This is a genomic window from Collinsella sp. i06-0019-1H4 (assembly GCF_042849575.1).
GTDB lineage: Bacteria > Actinomycetota > Coriobacteriia > Coriobacteriales > Coriobacteriaceae > Collinsella.
In genome coordinates this window covers 139,522-164,167 of sequence record NZ_BAABYB010000001.1, presented here as the reverse complement: position 1 = coordinate 164,167, position 24,646 = coordinate 139,522, and the positions used below count along the sequence as shown (strand labels likewise).

Below are 24,646 nucleotides of genomic sequence, written 5' to 3'. Positions count from 1 at the left end.
CACCGGACGCGCGACCAGGGCCTACCTGTCGTCCATGCGAGCCGCCCCTCCGATGGGAGATGGGTTAAAGGACGGCAAACGAGGCGAGATCGACCGAACCGACGCCCTCGATAGCCAGGTAGAGTGCATGGTCACCGGCAACGGTCTTCGTCAGGGATGCGACCACCGTGCACCAGCCCTCGCCTGGCACGAGCTCGACGCGCGTCAGCTCAGCGCCATCCGGCGCGTCCAAGCGCACACTCACCACACCGGCAAGATCCCCGCGCACCTCGAGCTCCACCGTGCGCTCCGCACCGGAAAACGCCAGGTATTTGTAGCCCACGCCCGCTCCATCGCAGAGGTTGGCCACATAGGTACGTGCCGAAGTCACACAGCCCGCATCGACTTCCTGGGTAATCACCGGATGGTTATCGGCGATTTCCAGATTGCCGGAATAGTGAACCGCGCCGGCCGGCCCCACCAAGTAGCAGCAAATACTCGCCGGGTACGCGCGCCCGCAAGGAAGCGCTCCGCCATTGAGCCCACAGCTCGTTATCTCTACTTGTTCGATATGTCCATCGGAAGCAATCTCGATGGGCTCAGCGCACCCCTGGCGCGCGTGCTGCGCACCGTGCGTATGACGGTGATAGAAGATGTAGTCGCGCCCGGCAATGCGCGCCATGCCGCCATGGTTGTTGCCCAGGTCCATCACAGCGGCATCCTCGGCCTCGTGCCCGGGCAGGCCCACATCGCCGTTGGAAACGAGCACGCCGCCGTAGGTTACCGGACCTTCCGGCGTTGGCATCGTGGCCCAGCAGAGCTCATGTCCGTTTTCGCTCGAGTAGACAAAGTAGTAGCGCCCGTCGAGCACGCGGATGCTCGAGGCCTCAAAGAAGGCATGCCCTTCAAAACCCGTGTCCGCCGCCTGCGTCACTGCCGGAGCCAGATGCTTGGGTGCCGCGGCCATCGTGCGCATATCGGCGCCGAGCCGTACCACGTAGCCGCCCTCCATGGAACATGCGGGCATGCGCGAGCTCGGCTTCTTGGCGCCAAACCCATAGTAGAGCCAGCAGCCCCCGTCCCCGCAGGGAAGGACTGCCGGGTCAAAGGGCATGCCCCAGCCCTCCTCGCCCGCAAACGGCGAGCCGTCGGGCTTGGCAATAGGGCCCAGATAGCGGTAGCGTCCCGCTGGCTCATCGCACACGGCGACCGACATGATGCAACCGCTCGTCATGCTTAGCGTGAAGTAATACAGATAGAACCGCCCGTCGGCACCCTGGCACACATCGGGCGCGCCGTACCCGGTTCGATCGACATTGGCCGGGTCATCCTCTTTGCGCCAGATGGTCCCCTCAAACGTCCAGGAGCCCAGATCGTCCACCGGGGCTGACCAGCACACGTAGTCACCCGGGCAGTATGCGGTGCCCTCGGGTGCGTCATGGCTTCCATACACGTAGACTCGGTCACCAAAGACATGCGGTTCGCCATCGGGGATATACTCCCATCCCGGCAGATACGGATTGGTTGCGATATGAGCCATGTCAGACCCCTCCTATCGATATCGGGCGCGGTACCGGACGGGCGCCGGCGACAAGACCGAACGCCTGCCGCGCACCGCATGCACCATTCGTTAAGCAAATGCAACTAGACGAGCTCGAACTCCCCCACCAACAGGTCGCGGCTGTTAGGCCCCGCCATGACCTCAAACGCGCCGGGCTCGCTTGCCCAGCCGCGCTCGGGCGTCCAAAAACGCAGAGCCTCCTCGCGCAGGATAAACGTCACCGTGCGGCGCTCACGCGGCGCAAGCTCAACACGCGCAAAGTCACGCAGTTCGAGCATGGGGCGCACGCGCGTTGCCACCTTGTCGTGGATATAGAGCTGCACGACCTCAGTACCAGTAATATCGCCCTCATTGGTCACGTCGATTGAGACCTCGATGACACCGTCCGCCGTAAGCTCGTCCGCACTCAGGCGCAGGTTATCGTAGCGCGCCGTATGATACGAGAGGCCGTAGCCAAAGGGGAACATCGCATCGTTAGGGCAGTCCATATAGCGGCTCACAAAGCGACCGCTATGCGTTGATGTCTTAGCGGGACGTCCGGTGGAGAACTGCGCATAGTAGAGCGGCTCCTGGCCCACGTTATGTGGGAAGCTCACCGTGAGCCTGCCGCTCGGATTGACCGTTCCAAAGAGCACGTCGGCTACCGAACGCCCACCAGCCGTACCGGGGAACCACGCCTCTACGATTGCATCGCAATCATCGATCACGTCAGTGAGGGAAAGAGGACGCCCGTTAAAGAGCACGAGCACCACAGGCTTGCCGAGCGCGCGCACGCGCTTGAGCAGGCGCTTCTGCGGAGCCGGTATGGTAATGTCCGTACGCGCTCCGCCCTCACCGCTCTGCAGCATGTGTTCTCCGAGCGCCATGACCACCACGTCGCTCGATGCGGCCAGCTCAAGCGACTCGGCAGCCATCGTCTCTAGATCCGCGCCCTCACCCGTCGGCGCACCGAACGCGGGAATCTTGCCAAACTCCCCAAGCTCGCTGTAGTCGTCGAGCGTGGGACAGCCTTGGGCCCACGCAAAGCCGTCGTCGCCCAATACCTCGGCAAATGCCTCGGCAAGCGTTACGGAATGAGTTTTATCGGCATGAATCGCCCACATGCCGATGATGTCTCGGCTGTTGGCATAGGGACCGATGAGCGCCACGCGCGGAGCGTTGCCCCCGGTCGTAAGCGGTAGCAGCCCGCCTTCGTTTTTAAGGAGCACGAGGGCCTCGTCGCACGTTTTACGCGCGCTCTCAAGACGCTCCGGCGTGCACGTGACCTCCGTACGGCGCTCGGGCGAGCACGTACGATACGGGTCCTCAAACAGGCCGAGTCTGTTCTTGAGCTCGAGCACGCGCATGCAGGCGGTATCGATCTGCTCGAGCGAAACCTCACCCGTTTCGATGAGGGCCTCAAGCTCATGTGCGTAGCAGGGCGTCTTCATGTCGATGTCCACGGTGGCATTCATGGCGAGCTTGGCCGCCTCGCGACGGTTTGCCGCCACACCGTGTGCCCTGAGCTCGTCGATCGCCGCGTAATCGGTGATGATGGGACCGTCAAAGCCCCACTCGTCGCGCAACACGTCGTGCATGAGCCAGCGGTTTGCCGTGGCGGGGATGCCATCGATGGTGTTGAAGCTCGTCATCACCAAATCGCAACCAGCCTCGACCGCCGCACGGTACGGAGGCAGGTACTCGTTGCGCAGGCGCCACTCGCTCATATCCACTGTGTTGTACTCGCGACCCGCCTCGGGCGCACCATAGCCCGCAAAGTGTTTGACGCAGCTGGCCAAGCTCTTCTGCGGCGTACCGTCACCCTTAAAGCCCTCGACCATCGCGCGAGCGAAGCGGCTGCTTAGGTACGGATCCTCGCCCGGCATCTCCAGGCAGCGACCCCAACGGGCATCGCGCACCACGTCCACCGGCGGGCTAAAGGTCACCATGCAGCCATCGGCCACGGCCTCTTCGGCAATAAGGTTGTAATCCTCGCGGATAAGCTCTGGGTCCCACGTGGCTCCCAGGCCCAGGGGGATTGGATAGCAGGTTTGATAGCCATAGATCACATCGGCCATAAAGACGAGCGGGATCTTAAGACGGCTGCGCTCAAGATATGCATCTTGGATACGATGCACTTCCTCGGCGCCCAACACGTTGAGCACGCTGCCGCATACGTCAACATCTTCTTGCGTCACGCCCAGCTTGGCACGCGGACCAACCGCTACGGCATCGGTGCCAAAGCACCCACCGTCAAGCTGCACCAACTGCCCGATCTTCTCGCGCAGGGTCATACGCCCCAAAAGGTCAACGAGCTCGGATTGCTTCATGGCTACCTCGTTTCTGTTGTGTGCCCTTATGGGAGGACGCCGGATTCGTGTAGGGGTCAGCGCCCTCCCATAAGGGCACACGGGGCGCATCTGGCGCCGCGCCCCGTGTGCTGGCGTCCAAAGACGCCGGTTTCCCAGAACTAGTTGTTCTCGAGGATCATGTCGTCGTTGAAGCCGAAGGTCAGCGTGCCCACAAAGGTGAGGACGGAGGCGACGGCGAGCGCGATGACGTCCTCCATACCCACCGAGCCGATGATGGCCGGGATGGTGATGAGCGAGGTGGTCATGAGCGCGGGCTGGTGCAGGCCAAAAGTGGCAGCAATGGCACCGCAGATGCCGCAAGAGACGATTGCGATCACAAACGGGCGCTTGTACTTGAGGACGGCGCCGTAGATGGCGGGCTCGGTGATGCCGGCGAGGAGCGCAGAGATGGCGGCAGCGCCGGCGAGCTCCTTGAGCTCGGTGTTCTTGGTCTTGAGGAAGATGGCAAGGACCGCGAAACCCATGGCAAAGTTGGTGCCGACGGTAATGGGCAGGATGACGTCATAGCCGAGCATACCGATGTTCATCTGGATGATGGGGATAAAGGCCCAGTGCATACCAAAGATGATGAGGCAGGGCCAAAGCAGACCGATGAGGAAGCCTGCGGGCAGCGGGGCAACCTCAAGCAGGGAAACCAGGCCGTTAGCGATGAGACCACCGATGAAGTCGGTGACGGGGCCGATGATGTAGAGGGTGAGCGCAGTGGCCACGACGAGGGTCACGACGGGAACGATCAAGCCCTTGAGGATATCGGGGACGACCTTATTGAGGCCCTTCTCGATCCAGGACTGCGCGTACACGGCAAAGATGATGGGGATAACCGAGCTCGTGTAGCTGATGAGCGTTACCGGGATGCCAAAGAGGTCAACCGGGTCGCCGGCGCTAAAGAGCGTGGAGAGCGTGGGGTAGCACAGCGCAACGGCGATGGCCATGGCCGTCCAGTCGTTGCACTTGAACTTCTTGGCCGCAGTGCGGGCAAGGAAGACCGGCATGAAGTAGAACACGCCGTCGCCGATGGCGTAAAGCAGCTGGTAGGTGGTGGACTCGGCCGCGAGCCAACCAAAAGAGTTGGCCATGATCACAAAGGCCTTGAGAAGGCCGGCGGCGGACATGGCGGGAAGCATCGGCATAAAGATGCCGCTGATGAGCTGGATGGCGCGGTTGACGATGCTGCCACCGGCCTCGTCCTCGACCTCGCCGCCAAGCTGGATGTTGGAAACCTTGGGCAGGGCGTCATACACGTCGGTAACGTGATTGCCGATAACAATCTGGTACTGACCGGCGGCCACTAGAACGGAGATAACGCCCTCGGTCTGGTTGAGCTTCTCGGTCTGGGCCTTCTTCTCGTCGTTGAGGGTAAAGCGCAAACGGGTAATGCAGTGGGTGACGGACTTGACGTTGTCCTCGCCACCGACGAGTTCAACGATGGTACGGGCGAGAGCCTCGTAATCGCGTGCCATGTGAAACCTCCTTGTTTCACTCGTTACAAAGATATCTGCAGCCCCGGCGCCTTGGAGCTTAACAGCAGGTTGCGCGGCGATGCCGCGATGTCTGCCGACGCAAAGCCGGCCAGTTGGGCAGTTAGACGGGTGCCCGGCCGCCGTATCAATGTCCCGGGCAGAGCCGGTTGATATGCATCATCAGATAGAGCAGCTCTTCGTCCGTGCAGTGCCAGCCGCAGGTTGCCCTCATGTATTCGTCGATTGCGCGTGCACAGGCGTACGCGTCTGAAAACTCGCTGGTCGCTCGTTTGAAAAGATCGCTATTGCGCGTCTCCTCGTCCTCACCCTTGATAAGGCGGCTGATAAGAAAGCGCATATGGGTCACAAAGCGCGCATAGCTATATGAGTAGCGGTCGATGGTCTCGCCAAGCGTACGCTCGATAATCCCGGTGACCGCATCGATGACCTCGGTACTCTTTACGACCAAGTCCATGTTGCCCTTTGCGCCCGCGTTCTCGTCATCGACCATCTCGGCGTTGACGATATGCAGCGCAATCGAAGCGGCCTCGGTCTCAGGAAAATCAACGTCCTCGGCCACAGCCATAACGAGCTTGACGCCGCGGCGACCGACCTCGGCCTCGCGCGGATAGACGAGGCGGACTTCCTCGTAGAGCGGGTTCTTGATCGAAGCTCCCTTGCGGGCGCGGTCGATGGCAAACTGAAGGTGGTCGGCGAGCGTAAAGACTAGATTGGGATTGAGCGTGCAGTTGAGCTCGTTGCGTGCGATATCCACGATACCCGACGCGATAATGATGACATCGTCCGAAAGCGATGCGACAGCATCGTACATCTCAGGGCTGATATCGCGGAAGCTCCGTTGGCTGGAGCTTTCGTCCTCAATATAGGAAGGGGCGCCGCGAAAGCCAAGGCCCTTGCCAAACAACACGAGCTCGCGCCCGGCATCGTCCTCCGCAAGGACAACGTTGTTGTTTATTGCCTTGGTTATCAGCATGAAAAAACTCCCCTGGGCTCCACTTGGACATCTCGCCACACCGGCTCTCGAGTCGGCGGTTGCTATGACATGTGCTCGTGGCGCCTCCCGAGGAGTAACGCGGTGCAGTTGCCAGTATAGAGGTTTTGCTGGGTTATTAAAGTGATTTTATAGAAGTTACCGTTCGCCCCTGTTTTTCTACCGTTCATCCCTTGACCCCCCCCCAAGGCGAAGGCAACCAAAGGCGCACCACAAAGGGGACAGGCACCTTTGTGGTGGTTTGAGACAAGGACCCTAGTCCACGGTGATGTCGAAGTTCTTGCCGGTGAGGCCTACGCAGCCGCCCCCGGCAGCAGGTCATTTGACCGAATAGGAAAAAAAGGAAAAAATAGGAAAAAAAGGAAAGGAGACTTATGACAGAAACCATCTTCTCCCCCTCATTTGGAAATCGCCCGTCCTATCTGGTGGGGCGTGGGAGCGTGATTTCGACATTCATCTCCGGCCTTGAGCAGGAGCCGGGCAATCGAGACCGTGCCATGCTCATGCTTGGCCAGCGAGGCAGCGGCAAAACGGTTCTCCTGTGGGAACTTGCCGATCGCGCCCGCAAGCTCGGCTTCGTTGTTGCCACACCCACCGTAGCCTCCGAGGACATGCTCGAGCGTATTGTTGAAAAAATCCAAGAGGCAGGCGAGCCCTATGCTAACAAACGCCATCTTCCTAAACTCACGAGTGGCAGCCTGAGCGTCTTCGGCTTCTCAGCCGGCCTTGAGTTCACGCGCGATGTGCAGGAAACCAAAAGCTTCCAGTTCAAGCTCACGCAGCTGGCGCGCAAACTGACCGAGCAAGGACATGGCATCCTCATCCTCATCGATGAGCTCCAGGCCAATTCAGCCGAAATCAGGCAACTCGTCACCGCCTATCAAGAGCTCGTCGGCGAGGGACTCAACGTCGCGCTTGTTATGGCAGGGCTCCCGGGAGCAGTCTCCGCGACACTCAACGACCGCGTACTGACATTTCTCAACCGCGCACGCAAGGTCACGCTCGAACCGCTTTCAGTCGGAGATGTGGATGCCTGCTATCAGCGAGCTTTCGAAGAACTCGGCCTTGATATCCCAAGCGGTCTTCGGCTGGACGCCGCTCGCGCAACTCAGGGCTCGCCCTACATGCTGCAGCTCATCGGCTACAACATCGCCAATCGTTGCCAGGCGGGAGAACACGTAACGCCAAAGCAAGTTGACGGAGCAATCGAAGCGTCAAAGGCCGATTTCGAAAACGATGTGTGCGAAACGACGCTCGCCGCGCTCTCGGACCAAGATGTTGCGTTTCTCGCCGCAATGACCGACGACGAAGACGGCACGTCGCGCATTTCCGATGTGGCCGAGCGCATGTCAGTCACGCCCGACTACGCGCAAAAGTATCGCCGGCGCCTCATCGACGCCGGCGTAATCGAACAGGCGCGCCGCGGTTACGTGCGCTTCGCTGTTCCATATATGGCTGACTATCTACGCGGCCAGCTCTAGGCAACCACCACAAAGGGGACAGGCACCTTTGAGGTGGATTGGGCCCGGTTTATCTCAATCTGTAACAGGAAGAGGCGATTTAGCCCGCTAGATGCTACAGATCGAGACGGAAGATTCTAGTCCACGGCGATGTCGAGGTTCTTGCCGACGAGGCCCACGTAGCCGCCCTCGGCAGCCTTGGGGCTATCGGCGTGGCAGAGAACCCATTTGTCGGCCTTCCAGTAGCAGTAGCTGTCGCCGGCAGCGGGCATGTCGGCTGCGGCCTCGGGGCGCGGGCCATTGGTGCCCGCCGGCAGCGCCACCATCACCTGGAAGCCGCCGTCGTCGACCATGCAGGGCGTGTAGTGGAGCGTGGTGTTGAAGACTTCGACGACCGTACCCGCCGGCACGCGGAACGCCTTGACGCACGCGGTGTCGAGCTTGCCGCCCTCAATCTCCCAGCGATGCGCCACGAGCAGGATAAAGTCGCGGGCGCCCAGGTTAAACTCGCTGGCGCGGTGATACTCCAGGCAGTTGAGGCGTGTGTTGTGCCCGTTGCACCAGCCGAGCTGGAAGGAGCGGCCGCCAAACATGAGAAAGCCCAGTTTATCGGCACCCTTGACGCTCTCGAGCTCCGGCGCGCTTGCTACGTACTTGCTGCCTTCGGGGATGGGCGTGGCAGAGAGCGCCTCGAGCACGAGCAACGTGAGCTCGGACGGAACGTCATCCCAAACGTTGCCATAGGATTTGAACTCGGGATCGTTGACAGAATAGATGTGCATGTTCGCTCCTGTTCGTAAATGTGACTATATGAACATTCTAGAACAAACATGAGCGATTTTGAACGCTCGTCCCGACCACTCAACAAAAAGGCGCCCCCGCATAAGCGAAGGCGCCCAATGCGCGCGCTTTGGGCGATAAAGCCCTTACGCCTGCTGATAATGCAGGTGCTTCTCATCGATATCGGCCAGGTCGCGGTCGAGATAGCGACGCGCGAGCCAGTTTGCCATGGGGAGGTTCTGGTCCAGATAGTTACCGCACTCCTCGGGAGCGGCACCGGGGACATCGCCCTCAAAGCCGGCGACAAACTCGAACAGCTCACGCACGAGCGGCAGGATCTCCTCGCTCGTCACCTCGCCAAACACGACGAGGTAAAAGCCCGTGCGGCAGCCCATGGGACCAAAGTAGACAATGCGGCTCGACCACTCGGCATGATTGCGAAGGAACGTGGCACCCAGGTGCTCGATGGTGTGGCACTCGGCCGTGTTCATGACCGGCTCCTTATTGGGCGTGGTCAGGCGCAGGTCAAAGGTGGTGACGGCGGCGCCGGTCGCCGGATCGCGGTCGATGCGGCTCACATACACGCCGGGCTCGAGCAGCAGATGGTCAACGGAAAAACTCGCGATACGCTCCATGGCAGTTCCTCTCGGTAGTTAAATTGGGACGGGGCTCTTTTAGCTGGTTCGAATGGTCGCACCAATCATACCAGTCAAAAAAGCCCCGCCCCAAATGAGCTGCCTAGGACGGGGATCAATGAGTTTTTTATCCCTGTCCCAGAAAAATCCTTGGGCGCCGCGCAGCCGCCTAGGCAGTGTATGCAATTGTGGCGTCGACAGCATGGCGCCAGCCGGCGATCTTTTTGGCGCGCTCGTCGGCGGACATGGCGGGCTCCACGATGCCGCGGGCGCCGTAGACGTCGACGACGTCGCGCGTGTACATGCCCAGCGCAATGCCGCAGGCCCAGCCCGCGCCCAGACCGCTCATCTCGTCGTTGCTCGCAATGCGGATGGGCGAGCCGACCAGGTCGCTCTCAAACTGCATCAGGTACGCGTCGCGCGTGGGACCGCCGTCAACACGAAGCTCGGCCAGCGCCGCGCCTGAATCCTCGACCATCGCATTGATCACGTCGAAGATCTGATAGGCGATCGACTCATCGGCAGCCTTCACGAACTCCGCGCGGCCCGTGGTGCGCGTCATGCCAAAGACGCACCCCTCGGCATCGCTCACCCAGTGCGGCGCGCCCAGGCCAGTGAACGCCGGCACAAAGTAGACGCGGCTCGCCGGATTGGCGGCGTAGCACAGGTCGGTGACTTCCTCGGGATTGTTGATGAGCTCAAGATCGTCGCGCAGCCACGTCTTGACGGCGCCGGCGTAGCTCACGTTGCCCTCGAGAACATACTCGGTCACACCGTCCATACGCCACGCAAGCGAGCTCGAAAGCCCGTGCGAGCTGGCAACGAACTCGTCGCCGACGTTCATCATGACCGAGCTGCCGGTGCCATAGGTCGCCTTGGCCATGCCGCGGCTATGGCAGCCCTGGGCAAACAAGGCGGCATGGCTGTCGCCGAGTACGCCGTGAATGGGCACGGGCGCCGGCAAAAAGCCGCCCAGGTCCGTCATGCCGAACAGGCCATCGGAATCGGTCACCTGCGGCAGGCAGGCTGCATCGACGCCAAAGGCCTCGCACACCGGCTCGCTCCAGCAGCCACGGCGTAGGTCGAAGAGCTGCGTGCGGCTGGCATTGGACCAGTCGCAGCGAAACTCCGCGCCGCCCGTGAGCGTCCAGACCACCCAGGCATCGATGGTGCCCAGGCACAGTTCGCCTGCCGCCGCGGCCTCGGCAGCCGTGGGAACGTTCGCGAGAATCCAAGCCATCTTGCCCGCCGGATAGTAGGGCGAGAGTACCAGACCCGTCGTGTCGCGCACCAGCTCGGCCACACCCTCGCGCGCGGCCAGCTCGTCGCACAGCTCACGGGCGCGGGCGCACTGCCACACCACGGCGTCGCACAGCGGCTCGCCCGTCGTGCGCCTCCAGGCAACGGTGGTCTCGCGCTGGTTGGAGATGCCGATGCCGGCGACGTCGGCCGGATCGACCCCGGTCTCCTCCACCACGGCGCGCGCCGCGGCCAGCACGTTGGCGGCAATCTCGGCCGGGTTGTGGCTCACCCAGCCAGCCTCGTTGACAATCTGGCGATGCGGGCGATCGGCACGATGAATCAAATGGCCGCCCTCGTCCACCAGCAGCGCCTTGGTGCCCTGCGTGGATTGATCGATTCCGATGATGTATTTGCTCATGTACTCTCCTGTCTCCCCCGTCGATTCAAAAACTACAACCCGACGGACAAGGAGCGAGCGGCCGACCGGCTCATGAGAGCGCAGCCGGCCTGCTCAAAATTCAACCAAAAAGGATTGGCGCAAACCTGTCCCCGATGCACCAATTACTCTGCGGGAAGGACCTCGGCGACCGTCTTGGCGATTCCCTCGCCCGTCAGGCCGTAGTGCGCGAAGACCTCGGGGCTCGTGCCGGTGATGACCGGCGCATCGGGCAGGGAGAGGCACTTGACCGGACGCGGGCAGTGCTCACCCACGACCTGCGCGACCATGGAACCCAGGCCGCCGAAGGGACTGTGCTCCTCGACGGTCACGACGGCGCGCGTGGCACCGGCGGCCTCGATCACGGCCTCGGCATCGAGCGGTTTGACGCAGTACATATCGAGCACCGTCGCCGAGATGCCCTGCTCGGCCAGCAGATCGGCGGCGTCCACGGCGTGGCGGACCATCTCACCGGTAGCGACGATCGTCACATCGGTGCCGCGGCGCACCCAGGTGGCGCGATCCATCTGGAACGGGCACTCGTCCTCAGTGTACACGTCCTCCACCGGGTTGCGGCCCACGCGGATGTAGGCCGGCTTGTTGTCGGCGACCAGGGCACGCACGAGCTCGGCGGTCTGGAAGCGATCGCTCGGCAGATACACGCGCATGTTGGGAATCGCGCTCATGGCGGCGATATCCTGCACGGAGTGATGGCTCATGCCAAGAGCGCCGTAGGACACGCCACCCGAGATGCCGATGAGCTTGACGTTGGTGTTGGAGTACGAAACGTCGACCTTGCACTGCTCATACGAGCGCGTGGTCACAAAGGACGCCGGCGAGGCGGCCCAGGCCTTCTTGCCGCACGAGGCCATACCGGCGGCGATACTCACCAGGTCCTGCTCGGCGATGCCGACCTCAATAGACTGCTGGGGATACTGATCGAAGAACGGCGTGAGCGATGCGGAGCCGCGGGAGTCGGAGCACAGGACGACGATGTCTTTATCGGTTGCGGCGGCCTCGAGCAGCGCGTCGCAGATAGCCTTGCGGTTGGCGATCTTGTTAGCCATTGATAGCCTCCTTATGGGCCGCGAAATCGGCGATGATCTGGGCATATTCCTCATCGTTGGGCAGGTGATGATGCCAGGCGGCCTTGTCCTCCATAACGGGCGAGCCATAGCCCTTCACCGTGTTGAGGATGATGACCGTGGGCTTACCCTTGGTCTCGGCGGCCAGCGTCAGCGCGGCGTCGATGGCCTGAATGTCGTTGCCCGGAATGGAGAGCACGTTCCAACCGAAGGCGGCCCAGCGCTCCTCCTGCGAGTCCTGCTTCATGACGTCCTCGGTGCTGCCGCTGATCTGCAGGCGGTTGCGGTCCACGAGCGCGCACAGGTTATCGAGCTGGTAGTTGCCGCCGCTCATGGCGCCCTCCCAAACCGAGCCCTCGGCAAGCTCGCCGTCGCCCATGATGGTGTAGACGCGGTAGTCGCGGCCGTCCATCTTGCCGGCAAGCGCCATGCCGACGGCCACGGGCAGACCATGGCCCAGCGAACCGGAGTTCATCTCGATGCCCTTGAGCTTGTTGTTGGGGTGGCCGATGTAGGGGCTGCCGAACTTGGAGAAACGGGCCTTGACGTCGTCGAGGTCCAGATAGCCCTCGTGGCAGAGTACCGCGTAGTAGGCCTCCATGGCATGGCCCTTGGAGAGCACGAAGCGATCGCGGTTGGGATCGTCGACGGTCTCGGGCGAAATGTTGAGGTGGTTGGCGTAGAGCGTCATGAGGGCGTCGATCACCGACATGTCGCCGCCGATGTGGCCGCCGGCGCCGGCCATGATGATATCGACGCAATCGCGGCGAAGGTCCCAACGCAGGGATTCAAGCTCTTCGATAGTTGCCATTTCTACTCTCCTCGCAGGTAAGCTTTGACGTCTTCTTCGATGGGGTCGTACAGGTCGGGGACAATGCCGATGTACTTGCACGCCTCGTAGAGCACCGGCACCACGTTGGCGTGAATGGCGACGCAGTGGTGGATGTAGGGACCCTCAACGATCTTGGCCTCGAGGCGCTTGAGGTTTTCGACCTCGACCCACAGGTAGGTGCCCATGCCGGCCGGGCCGTCGATGCCGCGGGCGTTGCCCAGCAGCAGCGAGTACTCGCCGTTGTCGCCGTCAAAGCGGGCAAGGGTGAGGTCGCCGTGCTTGGCCTCGGCCGTCAGCGCGCCGGGGTGATCGAAGGCCAGCGGGTAGGTGAGCTTGGGCTTGACGGCCGCGCAGCTGCAGGGCCAGGGGCCGCAGTGCTGCAACAGCTCGCCGTTCTCGTTATCGGGATGGCGCACGGTCCAGTCGGCGAACATGCCGCGGTGACGGCCCAGGTCGGCGGCCTCGACCATCAGCGCGGTGATGGCACCATGGATGTCGGTCTCGCATACGATGGGGATACCCATCTCGTTGAGGATGGCATTGGCGGCGCAGGGCATAATGCCCAACTCGTCCTGCAGAGCGTTCCAGCACTGAATGGCGCCGGCGTTGCAGCCGTACTTCTTTACCAGGCGCTTCATGGCGATGGCAAGACCGGCGACCGCGGGGACCTTGTCCTCGGGGATGCAGATCTCAAAGCTGTCGGCAATGTGGGCGAGCATAGCTGCCATGGCTTGCTCGTCTGCCTGGGCGTCGCGCACGGCCTGGACAAGCTCGGTCATGGGGATGGGCGAAAGCTGGATGTTGAACTTCTCGAGCAGCTCGCCCTCGTTGCACATGGTCGACCAGAAGTCGAACGGGCGGGTGGCCATCTGCAGGATGCGGGTGTGCTTGAAGGTCTTGACCACGTTGCACACGGCCAAGAAGTCCCAAACGCCACGCTCGAACTCGGGATCGGTCAGGCGGCAGTTGGTCATGTAGGTGAAGGGAACCTGAAAGCGGCGCAGGACCTTGCCGGTCGCGAACAGACCGCACTGGCTGTCGCGCAGACGGGTGCCGTCGGGCTCGGGGCGCTCGTCGCGCGGGCCCCACAGCAGCACGGGCAAGCCGAGCTCGCGGGCAAGGCGGGCGCAGACATACTCGGTACCAAAGTTGGCGTGGCAGAGCATGATGCCGTCGACGCCCTCGGCGCGGAACTTCTCGACGATAGGCGCGATATGGCTGTCGTCGAACAGCAGGCCCTCGTCGTTGATGTCGTCGATATCCACGATCTCGACGCCGATCTCGCGCAGGCGATCAGCCGTAAGGCCGCGATACTTGATCGCGTCCGGCGCGCTAAAGATACTGCGGCGCGTGGGCACAAAGCCAAGCTTGATCTTATCCATGTACGTCCTCCCCTAGTCACATGTTCAGTAAACAGACGCATGTTTCGTTTTGTTCTGTTTACTAAATGTTTTACTCTTCTGTTTAGAAGTTTAGCGCGAAATACCCGTAGGCGGTAGAGAAATCAGCCTAAACGGTATGTAAACGAACTGAACATACAAGGGAAACAAAAAGAGGACCCCGAAGGATCCTCTTCTGAATGACGCTATGTTTACTGCCCTAGTGTGCTTTGGCACGCCGCAGACGATGCCGCCTTCGCCTAGATTTCGCGCACGCTCTGGCGCTCGACAAAATAGGTCGACACGGCGGTCTTGCAGGTGTAGCTCTTGGGGTTGCGGATGTTGCCCACCAGGCGGCGCACCGCGATCTCACCCACCTCGTGCTTGGGAACATGCACCGTGGTGAGCGGCGGGTTGGAGAAGGCGCCCAGAGATAGGTCGTCAAAGCCGATGATCGAGACATCCTCGGGCACGCGAATGCCGTGCTCGTTGAACGCGCGCATGGCACCCACGGCGAGCACGTCGTTCTCGGCAAAGAAAGCCGTCGGCAGGTCGTCGTGCGAGGTATTGTCGAGCCACGCGCCCATGTCGCGATAAGCGCCCTCGAGCGTGGTGCCCAGCGTGACGCGCCATGCCGGGTTTGCCTCGAGGTCCGCATCCTCAAGCGCTTGGCGATAGCCGCGCTCGCGGTCCTTAAAGTTGCGGATACGAAGGTCGCCCGCCAGATAGCCGATTTGCTTGTGACCTTTCTCGATAAGGTAGTCCACGGCACGCAGCACCGAATCGGTATTGGCAATGACCACGGCATCGAAGTACTGGCGGTCGCTCCAGCCATCGAGCACAATCAGGTGGGCGGCGGCGTTAGCGAACAGGGCGTAGTCTTCCTCGCCCAGTTCGGTACCCATCAGCACGATGGCGGCGGACGGGTCGGCGATCAGGCCCTCGACCTGCGGGCGCACGGCGTCCAGGTCGCTAAAGTCGAGCGAGACAAAGCTCGTGCTCATGCCGTGGCGACGCGCCTGGCGCTCCACGCCCTCGATGACTGCGGGATGAAAGGTGCTCTCGTCCAGGATGGCGCCTGTCTTGCGCGCGAGCACAAACTGAATGCTCTCGAGCTGCGTCGACTGCTGATAACCGAGCGATTGCGCGCACTCCAGGATGACCTTGGCGGTTTCCTCGCTCACGCTGCGCTTGCGGTTGAGCGCGTTGGACACGGTTGCGGGCGAAAAACCGGTGATGCGGCTGATCTCGCGGACACTTGCTTTGGCCATTGTTCCCCCTAGTAACGGTCGCGGTCGAGCATCGTGGCCTGACCGCCCCGTGACTCGACAACTAAACGACCGCAAATTCAATCTAAACAGAATAGTAAATGTTTAATAGCTAGTTTAGCCTGTTGTCAAGCGAAGCGGCGCGACTATTCCCCCAACGGGCGTATTTGTCCATCTTAACGTTATTACGCAAGGTCTTCGCCATTGCTTGCTATTACGCGTCGGTACCATTCGAAGCTTTTCTTTTTACGTCTCTCAAACGAGCCCGCACCGCTATCGTCTCGATCGACATAGATAAACCCGTAGCGCTTACGCATCTGTCCTGTGGCGACCGAAACCAAATCGATCGGGCCCCAACAGGTATATCCCATGAGTTCCACCCCGTCGAGCTCGACGGTCTCCCTCATCGCCTCGATGTGGGCCCGCAGGTATTCAACTCGATAGTCGTCTTCTATTTCACCCGAATCTTCCGGCACATCAGGAGCACCCAAACCGTTTTCGACGATGAACAGCGGCTTTTGATAGCGATCCCAGATTTCATTCATGGTGACGCGCAGCCCTTTGGGGTCGATAAACCTCCCCCAAGGCTCCTGTTTTAGATACGGATTAGGCGCCGAGCGAAGAAGGTTCGAATCGAACTGACCTTCCGCATGCGCTTTTGCGACGCGCGTCGAGTAATACGAAAACGAGACGAAATCGACCAGGTTTGCAGCCAGTACTTCGCGGTCATCATCCCGATAGGGCACCTCAAAACCATGGCGGGCGTATTCCTTGAGAACATAGCTCGGGTACGCACCGCGCACCTGGACGTCGGTAAACATGTAATGGCTGCGATTCTCAGCCTGCGCAGCCAGCACATCGTCCGGATCACATGTAGCCGGATAGAAGACACCTGCGTTGAGCATGCAACCGATCTTCGCCCCAGGGCACAGTTCATGACACGCCCCGACCGCACGGGCGCTCGCAACCAATACATGGTGCACGGCCGTGTGAACCGTTGCATAGCGATTCTCCCCTTGCTCGAAGATGATCCCCGCCGCCATAAAGCACGCCTGCGTCATGATGTTGATCTCGTTAAAGGTCAGCCAATAATTGACCAATCCCCGATAGCGCTCGAACACGGTACGCGAATATCGCTCGAACAGGTCGACCAACCTGCGATCGCGCCATCCGCCATACGCATCGACGAGATGCATGGGGACATCATAGTGGTTGAGCGTCACCAAAGGCTCAATGTCATGCGCGCGACACGTCCTAAAAACATCCTCGTAAAAGGCAAGGCCTTCTTCATTGGGCTCGGCTTCGTCTCCTTTGGGAAAAATGCGGCTCCAGGCGATTGATAAGCGCAGGCATTTAAAACCCATCTGGGCAAACAGTTCAATATCCTGCTTGTACCTATGGTAAAAATCAATGCCCTTGCGAGCGGGATAGAAGCTGTCGGGTGCCAACGCACGCGGATCAAGGTCTCCCCGCATGACGTCCATGCGTTGATCGCCAAACGGCAGCATGTCGGAATTGGCTAAACCGCGACCGCCTTCGTTCCATCCTCCCTCGCACTGGTTTGCAGCCAGAGCCCCGCCCCATAAAAAATCTTCTCTAAACATTATGGTGTCGTCCTTTCTATCAAATTCCCGGCCCACACTGTCGAACGCAACGGACTCGGCAAGTGCCGCGCAACAGCACAGTACCGTTGCGCGGCCAAGGGGTCGGACCGCGCAACGGCTGGGGAGCATATTTGTGTAGTAGCCTCTTATGCCTCGACGGATTCAACGGCCTCAGAATCGCCGCTCTTGGACTTCAACGGCATCTTCTCCTGTCCTTCAAATCCAAAAATCATCGCCAACGCAAACGTCACGGCACCGCCAGCAAGACACCCGATGGTGCCAGGGATGATATCCTGAGCAAACATGAGCACGTTCATCCATGGGAAACCAACGCCAGTGAAGATATAGACGTTGGCATGAAGAAGGCTTACCAGCAGACCACCGACAGCACCACCAATCATGTTCCAGGCAAGAGCCTTCTTGTCGCGAAACAGGATGCCGTAGATGATGGGCTCACTCACGCGACCGAAGGCATAGGTGATGAACAAGTTCCAGCCCGTGGCTCGACTCTCCTTGTCCTTAGTGCGCAGGCCATAGGCGAGCGCGATGGCAAGCGTGGTGTAGGCTACAACCGCGGTGCCGGGGTATAAGATGGCGTCGTAACCGTTCTGGAGCGCGGCGGGCAATATGGCGGTATAGATCGGCACGTGCATGCCGGTGGCGATGATCAGATTCCAGAATGCGCCGATAACCGCGGTCGCAGCGGGACCGGCAACAGAGGCGAGCCAAATGATGAAATCGGCCACAAGGCCCATGACAAATTGGACGGCAGGGCCGCAGAGGCACAGCGCGACCGGCAACATCACGAGCACCGTACCCACGGGTACGATCAGAATGCGCAACATATCAGGCGAGATCTTCTTAAAGAAGCGCTCAACATAGGACTGGGCCCAGGTGATCAAGATGACCGGAAGAACAGCCTGGGTGTAGTTGACGAGCTGCATGGGGATGCCGAAGACGCTGAAAGGCTTTCCGTCCTCAACAATAACGAGCATGTCGGGATAAATCATCACAACAGCGATGAGCAGTGCCAGCACAGGACTCGTTTTGAACTTCTTAGCCGAGCTATAGGCGGCAAACACCGGGAAGTAGTAATACGCCGCATCGCCCACCAGGGAAAGGATCCGATACAGGTCGCTCGTTTCGGACATAAAACCGGCGCCTTCGGGCCCAAACAGAATAACGAGCATCTTGAAGATACCGGCGACACAAAAGATCGGAAGGATCGGGGTGATAGCGCCGCTCACGGCATCGAGCAGCTGATTGAAGAGGTGCTTGGGCGCCAAGCGCTCCTTCCAGCTAAGCTGAGGGCCATCGAGTTCCTCGTCAATCGATACCGTGACCTCGAATCCGCCCTGCTTACAAACCTCGTCGTAGACCTTGTCGACCGTGGGCCCGACCACCAGCTGCACCTGCCCTCCGGCGTGCACGACGCTGATGATAGACGAGATGTCCTCAAGCTTCTCATCATTCGAGAGGCTTTCATCCTTGAGGTTGAAGCGCAGGCGCGTCATGCAATGCGTAACCGAAGCCACGTTTTCCGCCCCGCCCACAGTGGAGAGAATCTGCTCTGCCACCTTTTTGTAATTTGCCATCATTGGCTCCTTTGCACAATCTTGGCTTACTGTTCGAATCGGCAAAGGTCATGCCCCGAATGGCTACGGGTTACAATCCTTTTTTGGAGATGATCCGGTTGAGATGGATCATCAGATAGAGTTCCTCCTCCTCGGAGAGCGTGGCGTCCCACGTTTCACGACAATAGGAACCGATATGCTTCACGCACTCTGCCAACTGCGGAAACTCCTCACGAAAGTTCTTGTACATCTGCATGTTGGCGCTGTTCAGCGACTCGCCGGCTTGAATGCGCTTGAACAGGTACCGCAGATGCGTGGCGAAGCGGGTGAAATCAAAGGAATCGCGGTCGACAATAATGCGGAAATCGCTTTCGAGAATCTCGATAACGTCCTCGAGCATATCGTCGAACTGCTTTGCGGGCTCGGCCGTGGCTTTGACGGCTTCAACAACCCGTGCGTTCACGAGATTCATCGCAATACTGGCAATCTCATCCTTGGGAAGCCGCTCTCCGAGCTCCTTCTCGAGTCGCATGACGATAAACTGGGCAGCCTTGTATTCCTTCGGATACGTCTCCCGCACTTCATAGGCAAGAGGCATCGCGATGCGGACCCCCTTTTGGGCTCGCGCAACGGCAAACGACAGGTGATCAGCCATGAACAGCGTCGCATTGGTCGAGAGGTCGTAGGGCAGTTCGTTGGCAACGATGTCCATAACTTTCGCCGCAAACATCACGATATCCGAGGGAAGATCCCTCATGACATCTTGTCCTTTAGGATCAATGTCGTAAAACGTATGCTCGATTTTAGAAAGAGGGAGCTCTCGAGGAAAATCTCCGCCGAAACCGACGCCCCTGCCCATGGCGATGACATCTCGCCCCTGTCCGTCACGGCAAAGAACCGCGTTGTTGTTAAGCTTTTTAATTGCAAGCATGGTGAACCTCCTTTCAAGAACACTCACAGAAAAAGGCATGATAGCCAATAGCAGTGCTATTGCGGTCATGCCTTACGTAACAATCCGTGTTGTATTGCTCTTGGGCATGCCTCCACACAGGAGTAACAATCCAAGATGCAGAATGCATTATAGCGCTCTCCCCGCCCCGGGGACCATCGGGCTGGCGAACGGTAGATGTCGGCCCGCCAGCGGCCACATCGAGCAGATGGGCGTGCTTCGATCCCGAGCCTAGCCTAGGATGCGGGCCATGCGCGTCTTGAACTCGGACAGGAAGCGCGGAGCGTCAACAGTCAGCGCCACCAGCGCGCTCTTGTCCGGATCGGACAGGCGGTGCTCATCGCAAATGGTGCGGCCGCGATACTCGCCGAGCAGGTCGACGCGCAGGTTACAGCCGAGCGCACCCACGAGCGTGGGGTCGATCGCCACGGCAACGGCCAGCGGATCGTGCAGCGCACAACCACCCAGGTAGGGTGCGTTCATCTCGTACGAGCCAATGTAGTGTTCGACCATGCTCGCAAATGCGCAGCCCGCCATGGTGCCCGAGCCCGTCCAGCCGGCAATGTCGCGGCGCGTAAGCACCACGCGGTGCGTCACGTCCAGGCCCACCATGGTGAGCTTGCGGCCCGAACGCAGCACGGCATCGGCCGCCTCGGGATCGCTTGCCATGTTGGCCTCGGCACCCGCACTCACGTTACCGGGCACGGTCAGGGCGCCGCCCATTACCACCACGCGGCCGATAGACATCACCGCCGCCGCATCGCGCTCCAGGGCAAGCGCCAGGTTGGAGAGCGGGCCGGTCGCTACGTAGACCAGATCGGGACCATAGGTGCGCGCGGCATCGATCAGATAATCGACCGCAGCGTTGCCATCGGCAGACGTCGCCCCCACCGGCTCGTAGGGTGACGCGGGCACGCTCGCGCCGCCGATGCCGTTCTTGCCGTGAATGAGCGCGGTGGACGCCGGCGGCGTATAAGGCTCAGTCGCCTGCAGAGGACGGTCGGCACCCAGGTACACCGGCACCTCGGGACGACCCAACAGGTCGAGCACCGCCAGGCAGTTATGCGCCGACTGGTCGACGCGCACGTTGCCAAAACACGTGGTAATGCCCACGAGCTCCACCTCGGGGCTCGCGATGGCATAGGCAAGTGCCATCGCATCGTCCACACCCATATCCAGATCAAGGATCAGCTTCTTGATTGCCATTGTTCTACTCCGCTTCTCCGTCTTGTACCAAATCGTCTAAACCAAACACGCGATCAACTTCGGCGCGCGTGGGAATCGACTGCTGCGCGCCCAAGCGCGACACCGTCACCGCCGAGGCGCGTGCGCCCGCCGCCATGCACTCAAAGAGCGGCAGGCCCTCCAGACGAGCTGCAGCAAGCGCACCGATAAACGTATCGCCCGCGGCCGTCGTATCGACCACCGCACTCGACAGCGCCGGCATGCGCAGCGGCTCGCCGTCATCGCCAAGCGTAACCGACCCGGCGCCGCCCAACGTGATGACCGCAGCTCCGGCACCCTTGGCGAGCAGGGCATCGAGCGCCGCGACGCAGCTCGCATCATCCGTGGGCAAGATGCCCGTCAGCACCTGGCACTCAGTCTCGTTGGGGCAGACCAGGTCGACCGCAGGCCAGGCCTCCGCAGGCAACTCGCAGGCAGGTGCCGGATTAAAGACCGTATAGAACCCCAGCTCGTGAGCGCAAACAAGCGCCTCGGCCGTCGCCGCAAGGTCACATTCGCCCTGGGCGATAAAGACGCTTCCGGCAGCCGGGGCAATCTTGCTGGCATCGCCGTCGAGTTCATCGGCCACCAAACGCCTTAGCGTGCGGGCAACGTCCTCGCCCGCAAGCGCATGGTTGGCGCCCGGTGACAGCACGATGCGGTTGTCGCCCTCGCAGCGAATGATGGTCGCCGTTCCCGTCTCTACGTCATCGCGATGCGCTACAAAGTCACAGTCCACGCCAGCATCTTGGAGCCCCGCCACGAGCGACGTGCCAAATGCGTCGCAGCCGACCGCGCCGATCATGTGCGTGCACGCGCCCATACGCGCGGCAGCTACGGCCTGATTGGCGCCCTTGCCGCCGGCATTGCTGATAAATCCGCTGCCGCCGACGGTCTCGCCCGCACGCGGCATGCGCTCGCACGCCACCGAAAGGTCCATGTTCATGCTACCGAACACCGCAACGATGCCGCAATCTGCCATGGAAACCTCCTCGTCCGCGGGCTCTGCGCCCGCTGTTGGCCGTCAATCGTGCGCTCTCGCGCCTCTATAACTTTAGTTCACTTTGATGTGGACGCGCACTTGAGCTTGCGCCGGCAGCAAGCATTCACAGGAGCAGGCGGTTACAATGAAAACGTGCTGATTATTCTCGTCATTGGATGATGTTTTATGGAACAATTCCCGCGATCGAGCTCGCGCAGCTCACGCCACGCGAGCGATCAACGAGCGCCGCACGAACGTTCGCGCGCTAGCCGACAAGCCACCGAGCCGAGCCGTGCCGCAGGCTCTCATCGCGTGCCCGCCAACAAGGGCGCCCGCACCAACGGCGCCGCAAAAGAACAAGCACCCACGCGCCCCAAATCTCGCTATATCCCCGCCCTCGACGGCCTGCGCACGCTTGCCGTCGTCGCAGTGGTGCTCTATCACCTCAACCTCACATGGGCTCAGGGCGGCCTGCTCGGCGTCACGATCTTCTTTGTGCTTTCGGGCTATCTGATCACGCGCCTGCTGCTCAACGAAGTCGCTAAGACCGGCCGCATCGACCTTAAGAGCTTCTGGATTCGCCGCATCCGTCGCCTGGTCCCCGCCGTGGTAACGGTAGTGTTCGTGACCTGCGCGCTGTGCACCATCTTTAACCACGTGATGCTCACCAAGATGCGCCCCGACATCCTGCCGTCGCTGCTGTTCTTCAACAACTGGTGGCAGATTGTCCAAAACGTCTCGTACTTCAATGCCCTGGGCGATCCCTCGCCGCTCACGCATTTTTGGTCGCTTGCCATCGAGGAACAGTTCTACCTGATTTGGCCGCCACTGCTGTTTGCCATGGTATCCATGCATGTGAGCAAGCCCAACACGCGCCGCGTGGTTCTGGGCCTTGCCGCGGTATCTGCCCTCGCCATGATGGTGCTTTACAACCCTGCCGCCGACCCCAGCCGCGTGTACTACGGCACCGACACCCGCGTGTTCTCGCTGCTGCTGGGTGCCTGGATGGCCTTTATCCCCGATCGCGACCTGGCGCCGGCGCGTCTCGCTCATCGTTTGGGCCTCAATCGCCTGGCTGGCGCCGCCAAGCACGGCAAGAACGCCGAGGGCAAGCCTGGCGAGAAGGTCGACGAATCAGCCGATACCGCCCCGGCACAGCCGAGTGCCCTCGTGCGCTTTTGGTCCTCGCCCGCATCCATCGATGTGTAGGGCGTCGTGGGTCTGGTTGGCCTTGCCGCCATGGTCGCGCTCACCAACGGCTACACCGCGTTCCAGTATCGCGGCGGCACACTGCTATGCTCCATCCTCACGCTCATGGTCATCGCGGCCTGCGTGCAGCCCCAGGGAATGGTTGCCCGCGCGCTGTCCGCCGATCCGCTCGTGTGGGTTGGCAAGCGCTCGTACAGTATCTACCTGTGGCACTATCCGCTGCTGCTGCTTATGAACCCGGTCGCCAACATCAGCGATACGCCCTGGTGGCAGTACATCTTGCAGGTACTTGTGGTGGTCGCCGTAGCCGAGTGCTCCTATCGCTTTATCGAAACGCCGTTTAGGAAGGGCGCCTTCGGCCGCACCGTTTCCGAGCTCCGCGAAGGCACCACCACGCCCGCAAGCTGGGTGCGCGCGCATATTCCCGTGTGCGCCGTTTGCGGCGTCGTGTTTGTCGTGGCGCTGGGTGGCCTGGTCTTTGTGCCCGACACATCCGCGCTGAGCGGCGAGGGCGCCGAAATCCTAAACAAGGAAGCCAAAAATGCAAAACCCCAGGACCAGCAGGCGGCCGATGACACCGACAAGGACAACGACGGCTTCCCCGACGGATCATACGACCTGCTGATGATCGGCGACTCCGTGTCGCTGCGCGCCGTCGATTCCTTTGACGGCGTGTTCCCCCACAGTCACATCGATGCCGAAAAGGGCCGTCAGTTTGATGCGGGCCGCGCGACATTTGAGGGCTATATCCAGCAGAACCTTGCCGGCAAGATCGTGGTCTTTGCCCTGGGTACCAACGGCCTAGTGACCGATGCCCAGATTGACGCCATCATGGCCGATGCCGGCGAGCAGCGTATTGTCGTGTTTGTAAACACGCGTAGCCCGCAGCCGTGGGTCGGGTCCACGAACCAGGCCATCGCCAACGCCGCCACGCGCTACAAGAATGTACGCGTTATCGACTGGTACGGATATAGTGCCAACCGCAATGATCTGTTCGATGGCGATGGCACGCACCTCTCGAACGCGGGTGTGACCGAGTACCTTAAGCTCATCCACGATGCCGTCAAGAAGGACCTGCCCGTGCATCCCGAGGATCACGTTAACGATCCGCAGCCGGCGGCTGTCAAATCCGCCACCGATGCGCTCGTCAACGCCCTCGCCTACAAACCGCACAAGCTAGGCACCGACAAGTAACACACTGTCAAATCAGCTTGCACCCGGAGGGGGCCGTCGGCCACAACCGACGCCCCCTCCGGCAGTTAGGGACGTTCCTTATGTGCCGACACTTAGGGACACTCCTGACGCGGCCGATGAATGCCCTCCCGCGGCCGAATTCTGAGTTCCTCGCCACCCCGAGTGTCGTCTGCAAGCCCCGCACCCGCAGCAAACGCCCCCAGATTGCTCTTTTCGAGCCGGCCCCAAGGGGCCGCGGGCAAAAAATTCCAAATATGAGTACTGATACCATTTTAGTAACAGGCAAAATTGCCCAAAATGGCGTTCTTTCGGTCGCCATACCCCTTTGGACCGAACAGAATGATCGGTTTAAAGCCTGGCTGTATCGATATTAATGAGCAGATACTTTAGTTATGTTCATTATCTTCTTTGTCTTAATTGCCACTGGATT

19 protein-coding genes are annotated in these 24,646 nt (G+C 60.7%); 3 read left to right on the top strand and 16 right to left on the bottom strand.

Going from position 1 to position 24,646, the window contains the following annotated elements; all coding sequences use genetic code 11:
- Positions 1 to 64: 64 nt before the first annotated feature.
- From ACGHEN_RS00660 to ACGHEN_RS00645, 4 genes are all read right to left on the bottom strand, one after another.
- The gene (locus ACGHEN_RS00660; protein ID WP_390396485.1) at positions 65 to 1,519 is read right to left on the bottom strand and encodes a family 43 glycosylhydrolase; all 1,455 of its coding nucleotides are present in this window, start codon (positions 1,517 to 1,519) and stop codon (positions 65 to 67) included.
- A gap of 104 nt (positions 1,520 to 1,623) precedes the next feature.
- Positions 1,624 to 3,849, bottom strand: a complete 2,226-nt coding sequence (gene bglX / locus ACGHEN_RS00655) for a beta-glucosidase BglX (RefSeq protein WP_390396483.1) — start codon at positions 3,847 to 3,849, stop codon at positions 1,624 to 1,626.
- Between the two features lie 140 nt (positions 3,850 to 3,989).
- Complete coding sequence (locus ACGHEN_RS00650; RefSeq protein ID WP_117806567.1) at positions 3,990 to 5,351, bottom strand: PTS transporter subunit EIIC; 1,362 nt, start codon at positions 5,349 to 5,351, stop codon at positions 3,990 to 3,992.
- A gap of 145 nt (positions 5,352 to 5,496) precedes the next feature.
- Positions 5,497 to 6,345, bottom strand: a complete 849-nt coding sequence (locus tag ACGHEN_RS00645; protein WP_390396479.1) for a PRD domain-containing protein — start codon at positions 6,343 to 6,345, stop codon at positions 5,497 to 5,499.
- Positions 6,346 to 6,737: 392 nt separating this feature from the next.
- Here ACGHEN_RS00645 and ACGHEN_RS00640 point away from each other — a divergent pair, with 392 nt between their 5' ends.
- Positions 6,738 to 7,844: an ATP-binding protein gene (locus ACGHEN_RS00640; protein ID WP_390396476.1), complete on the top strand. Its 1,107-nt coding sequence runs from the start codon at positions 6,738 to 6,740 to the stop codon at positions 7,842 to 7,844.
- 116 nt (positions 7,845 to 7,960) lie between these two features.
- Here ACGHEN_RS00640 and ACGHEN_RS00635 read toward each other — a convergent pair whose 3' ends face one another.
- From ACGHEN_RS00635 to ACGHEN_RS00580, 12 genes are all read right to left on the bottom strand, one after another.
- Entirely contained in the window at positions 7,961 to 8,605 is a 645-nt protein-coding gene (locus tag ACGHEN_RS00635; RefSeq protein WP_390396473.1) for a DUF4867 family protein, read from the bottom strand.
- Positions 8,606 to 8,749: 144 nt separating this feature from the next.
- Complete coding sequence (locus tag ACGHEN_RS00630; RefSeq protein WP_117770240.1) at positions 8,750 to 9,238, bottom strand: S-ribosylhomocysteine lyase; 489 nt, start codon at positions 9,236 to 9,238, stop codon at positions 8,750 to 8,752.
- A 169-nt stretch (positions 9,239 to 9,407) separates the two neighbouring features.
- Complete coding sequence (locus ACGHEN_RS00625; RefSeq protein WP_390396470.1) at positions 9,408 to 10,898, bottom strand: FGGY family carbohydrate kinase; 1,491 nt, start codon at positions 10,896 to 10,898, stop codon at positions 9,408 to 9,410.
- A 143-nt stretch (positions 10,899 to 11,041) separates the two neighbouring features.
- A complete protein-coding gene (locus tag ACGHEN_RS00620; RefSeq protein ID WP_117839926.1) occupies positions 11,042 to 11,983 on the bottom strand; it encodes a transketolase family protein in 942 nt (313 codons plus the stop codon).
- Positions 11,976 to 12,812, bottom strand: a complete 837-nt coding sequence (locus tag ACGHEN_RS00615; protein WP_192934535.1) for a transketolase — start codon at positions 12,810 to 12,812, stop codon at positions 11,976 to 11,978. Before ACGHEN_RS00615 ends, ACGHEN_RS00620 begins: the two co-directional genes overlap by 8 nt.
- 2 nt (positions 12,813 to 12,814) lie before the next feature.
- On the bottom strand, positions 12,815 to 14,215 hold the full coding sequence (locus ACGHEN_RS00610; protein WP_117839925.1) for an L-fucose/L-arabinose isomerase family protein: 1,401 nt from the start codon (positions 14,213 to 14,215) through the stop codon (positions 12,815 to 12,817).
- Between the two features lie 257 nt (positions 14,216 to 14,472).
- Positions 14,473 to 15,483 carry a LacI family DNA-binding transcriptional regulator gene (locus ACGHEN_RS00605; protein ID WP_390396465.1) on the bottom strand — a complete coding sequence of 337 codons (1,011 nt, stop codon included), beginning with the start codon at positions 15,481 to 15,483 and terminating at the stop codon, positions 14,473 to 14,475.
- A 182-nt stretch (positions 15,484 to 15,665) separates the two neighbouring features.
- Positions 15,666 to 17,084, bottom strand: coding sequence for a 6-phospho-beta-glucosidase (locus tag ACGHEN_RS00600; protein ID WP_164473267.1), 1,419 nt, complete (start codon positions 17,082 to 17,084; stop codon positions 15,666 to 15,668).
- 146 nt (positions 17,085 to 17,230) lie between these two features.
- On the bottom strand, positions 17,231 to 18,679 hold the full coding sequence (locus ACGHEN_RS00595) for a PTS transporter subunit EIIC (RefSeq protein ID WP_164473266.1): 1,449 nt from the start codon (positions 18,677 to 18,679) through the stop codon (positions 17,231 to 17,233).
- A 70-nt stretch (positions 18,680 to 18,749) separates the two neighbouring features.
- Positions 18,750 to 19,589: a PRD domain-containing protein gene (locus ACGHEN_RS00590; RefSeq protein ID WP_229030469.1), complete on the bottom strand. Its 840-nt coding sequence runs from the start codon at positions 19,587 to 19,589 to the stop codon at positions 18,750 to 18,752.
- Between the two features lie 249 nt (positions 19,590 to 19,838).
- Positions 19,839 to 20,813 carry a nucleoside hydrolase gene (locus ACGHEN_RS00585; RefSeq protein WP_390396460.1) on the bottom strand — a complete coding sequence of 325 codons (975 nt, stop codon included), beginning with the start codon at positions 20,811 to 20,813 and terminating at the stop codon, positions 19,839 to 19,841.
- Between the two features lie 4 nt (positions 20,814 to 20,817).
- On the bottom strand, positions 20,818 to 21,813 hold the full coding sequence (locus ACGHEN_RS00580) for a ribokinase (RefSeq protein ID WP_390396457.1): 996 nt from the start codon (positions 21,811 to 21,813) through the stop codon (positions 20,818 to 20,820).
- A gap of 312 nt (positions 21,814 to 22,125) precedes the next feature.
- On the opposite strand from ACGHEN_RS00580, the gene ACGHEN_RS00575 reads away from it, so the two are divergent.
- Positions 22,126 to 23,022: an acyltransferase family protein gene (locus ACGHEN_RS00575; protein WP_390396454.1), complete on the top strand. Its 897-nt coding sequence runs from the start codon at positions 22,126 to 22,128 to the stop codon at positions 23,020 to 23,022.
- A 6-nt stretch (positions 23,023 to 23,028) separates the two neighbouring features.
- Positions 23,029 to 24,216: an acyltransferase family protein gene (locus tag ACGHEN_RS00570; protein ID WP_390396452.1), complete on the top strand. Its 1,188-nt coding sequence runs from the start codon at positions 23,029 to 23,031 to the stop codon at positions 24,214 to 24,216.
- Positions 24,217 to 24,646: the final 430 nt, after the last annotated feature.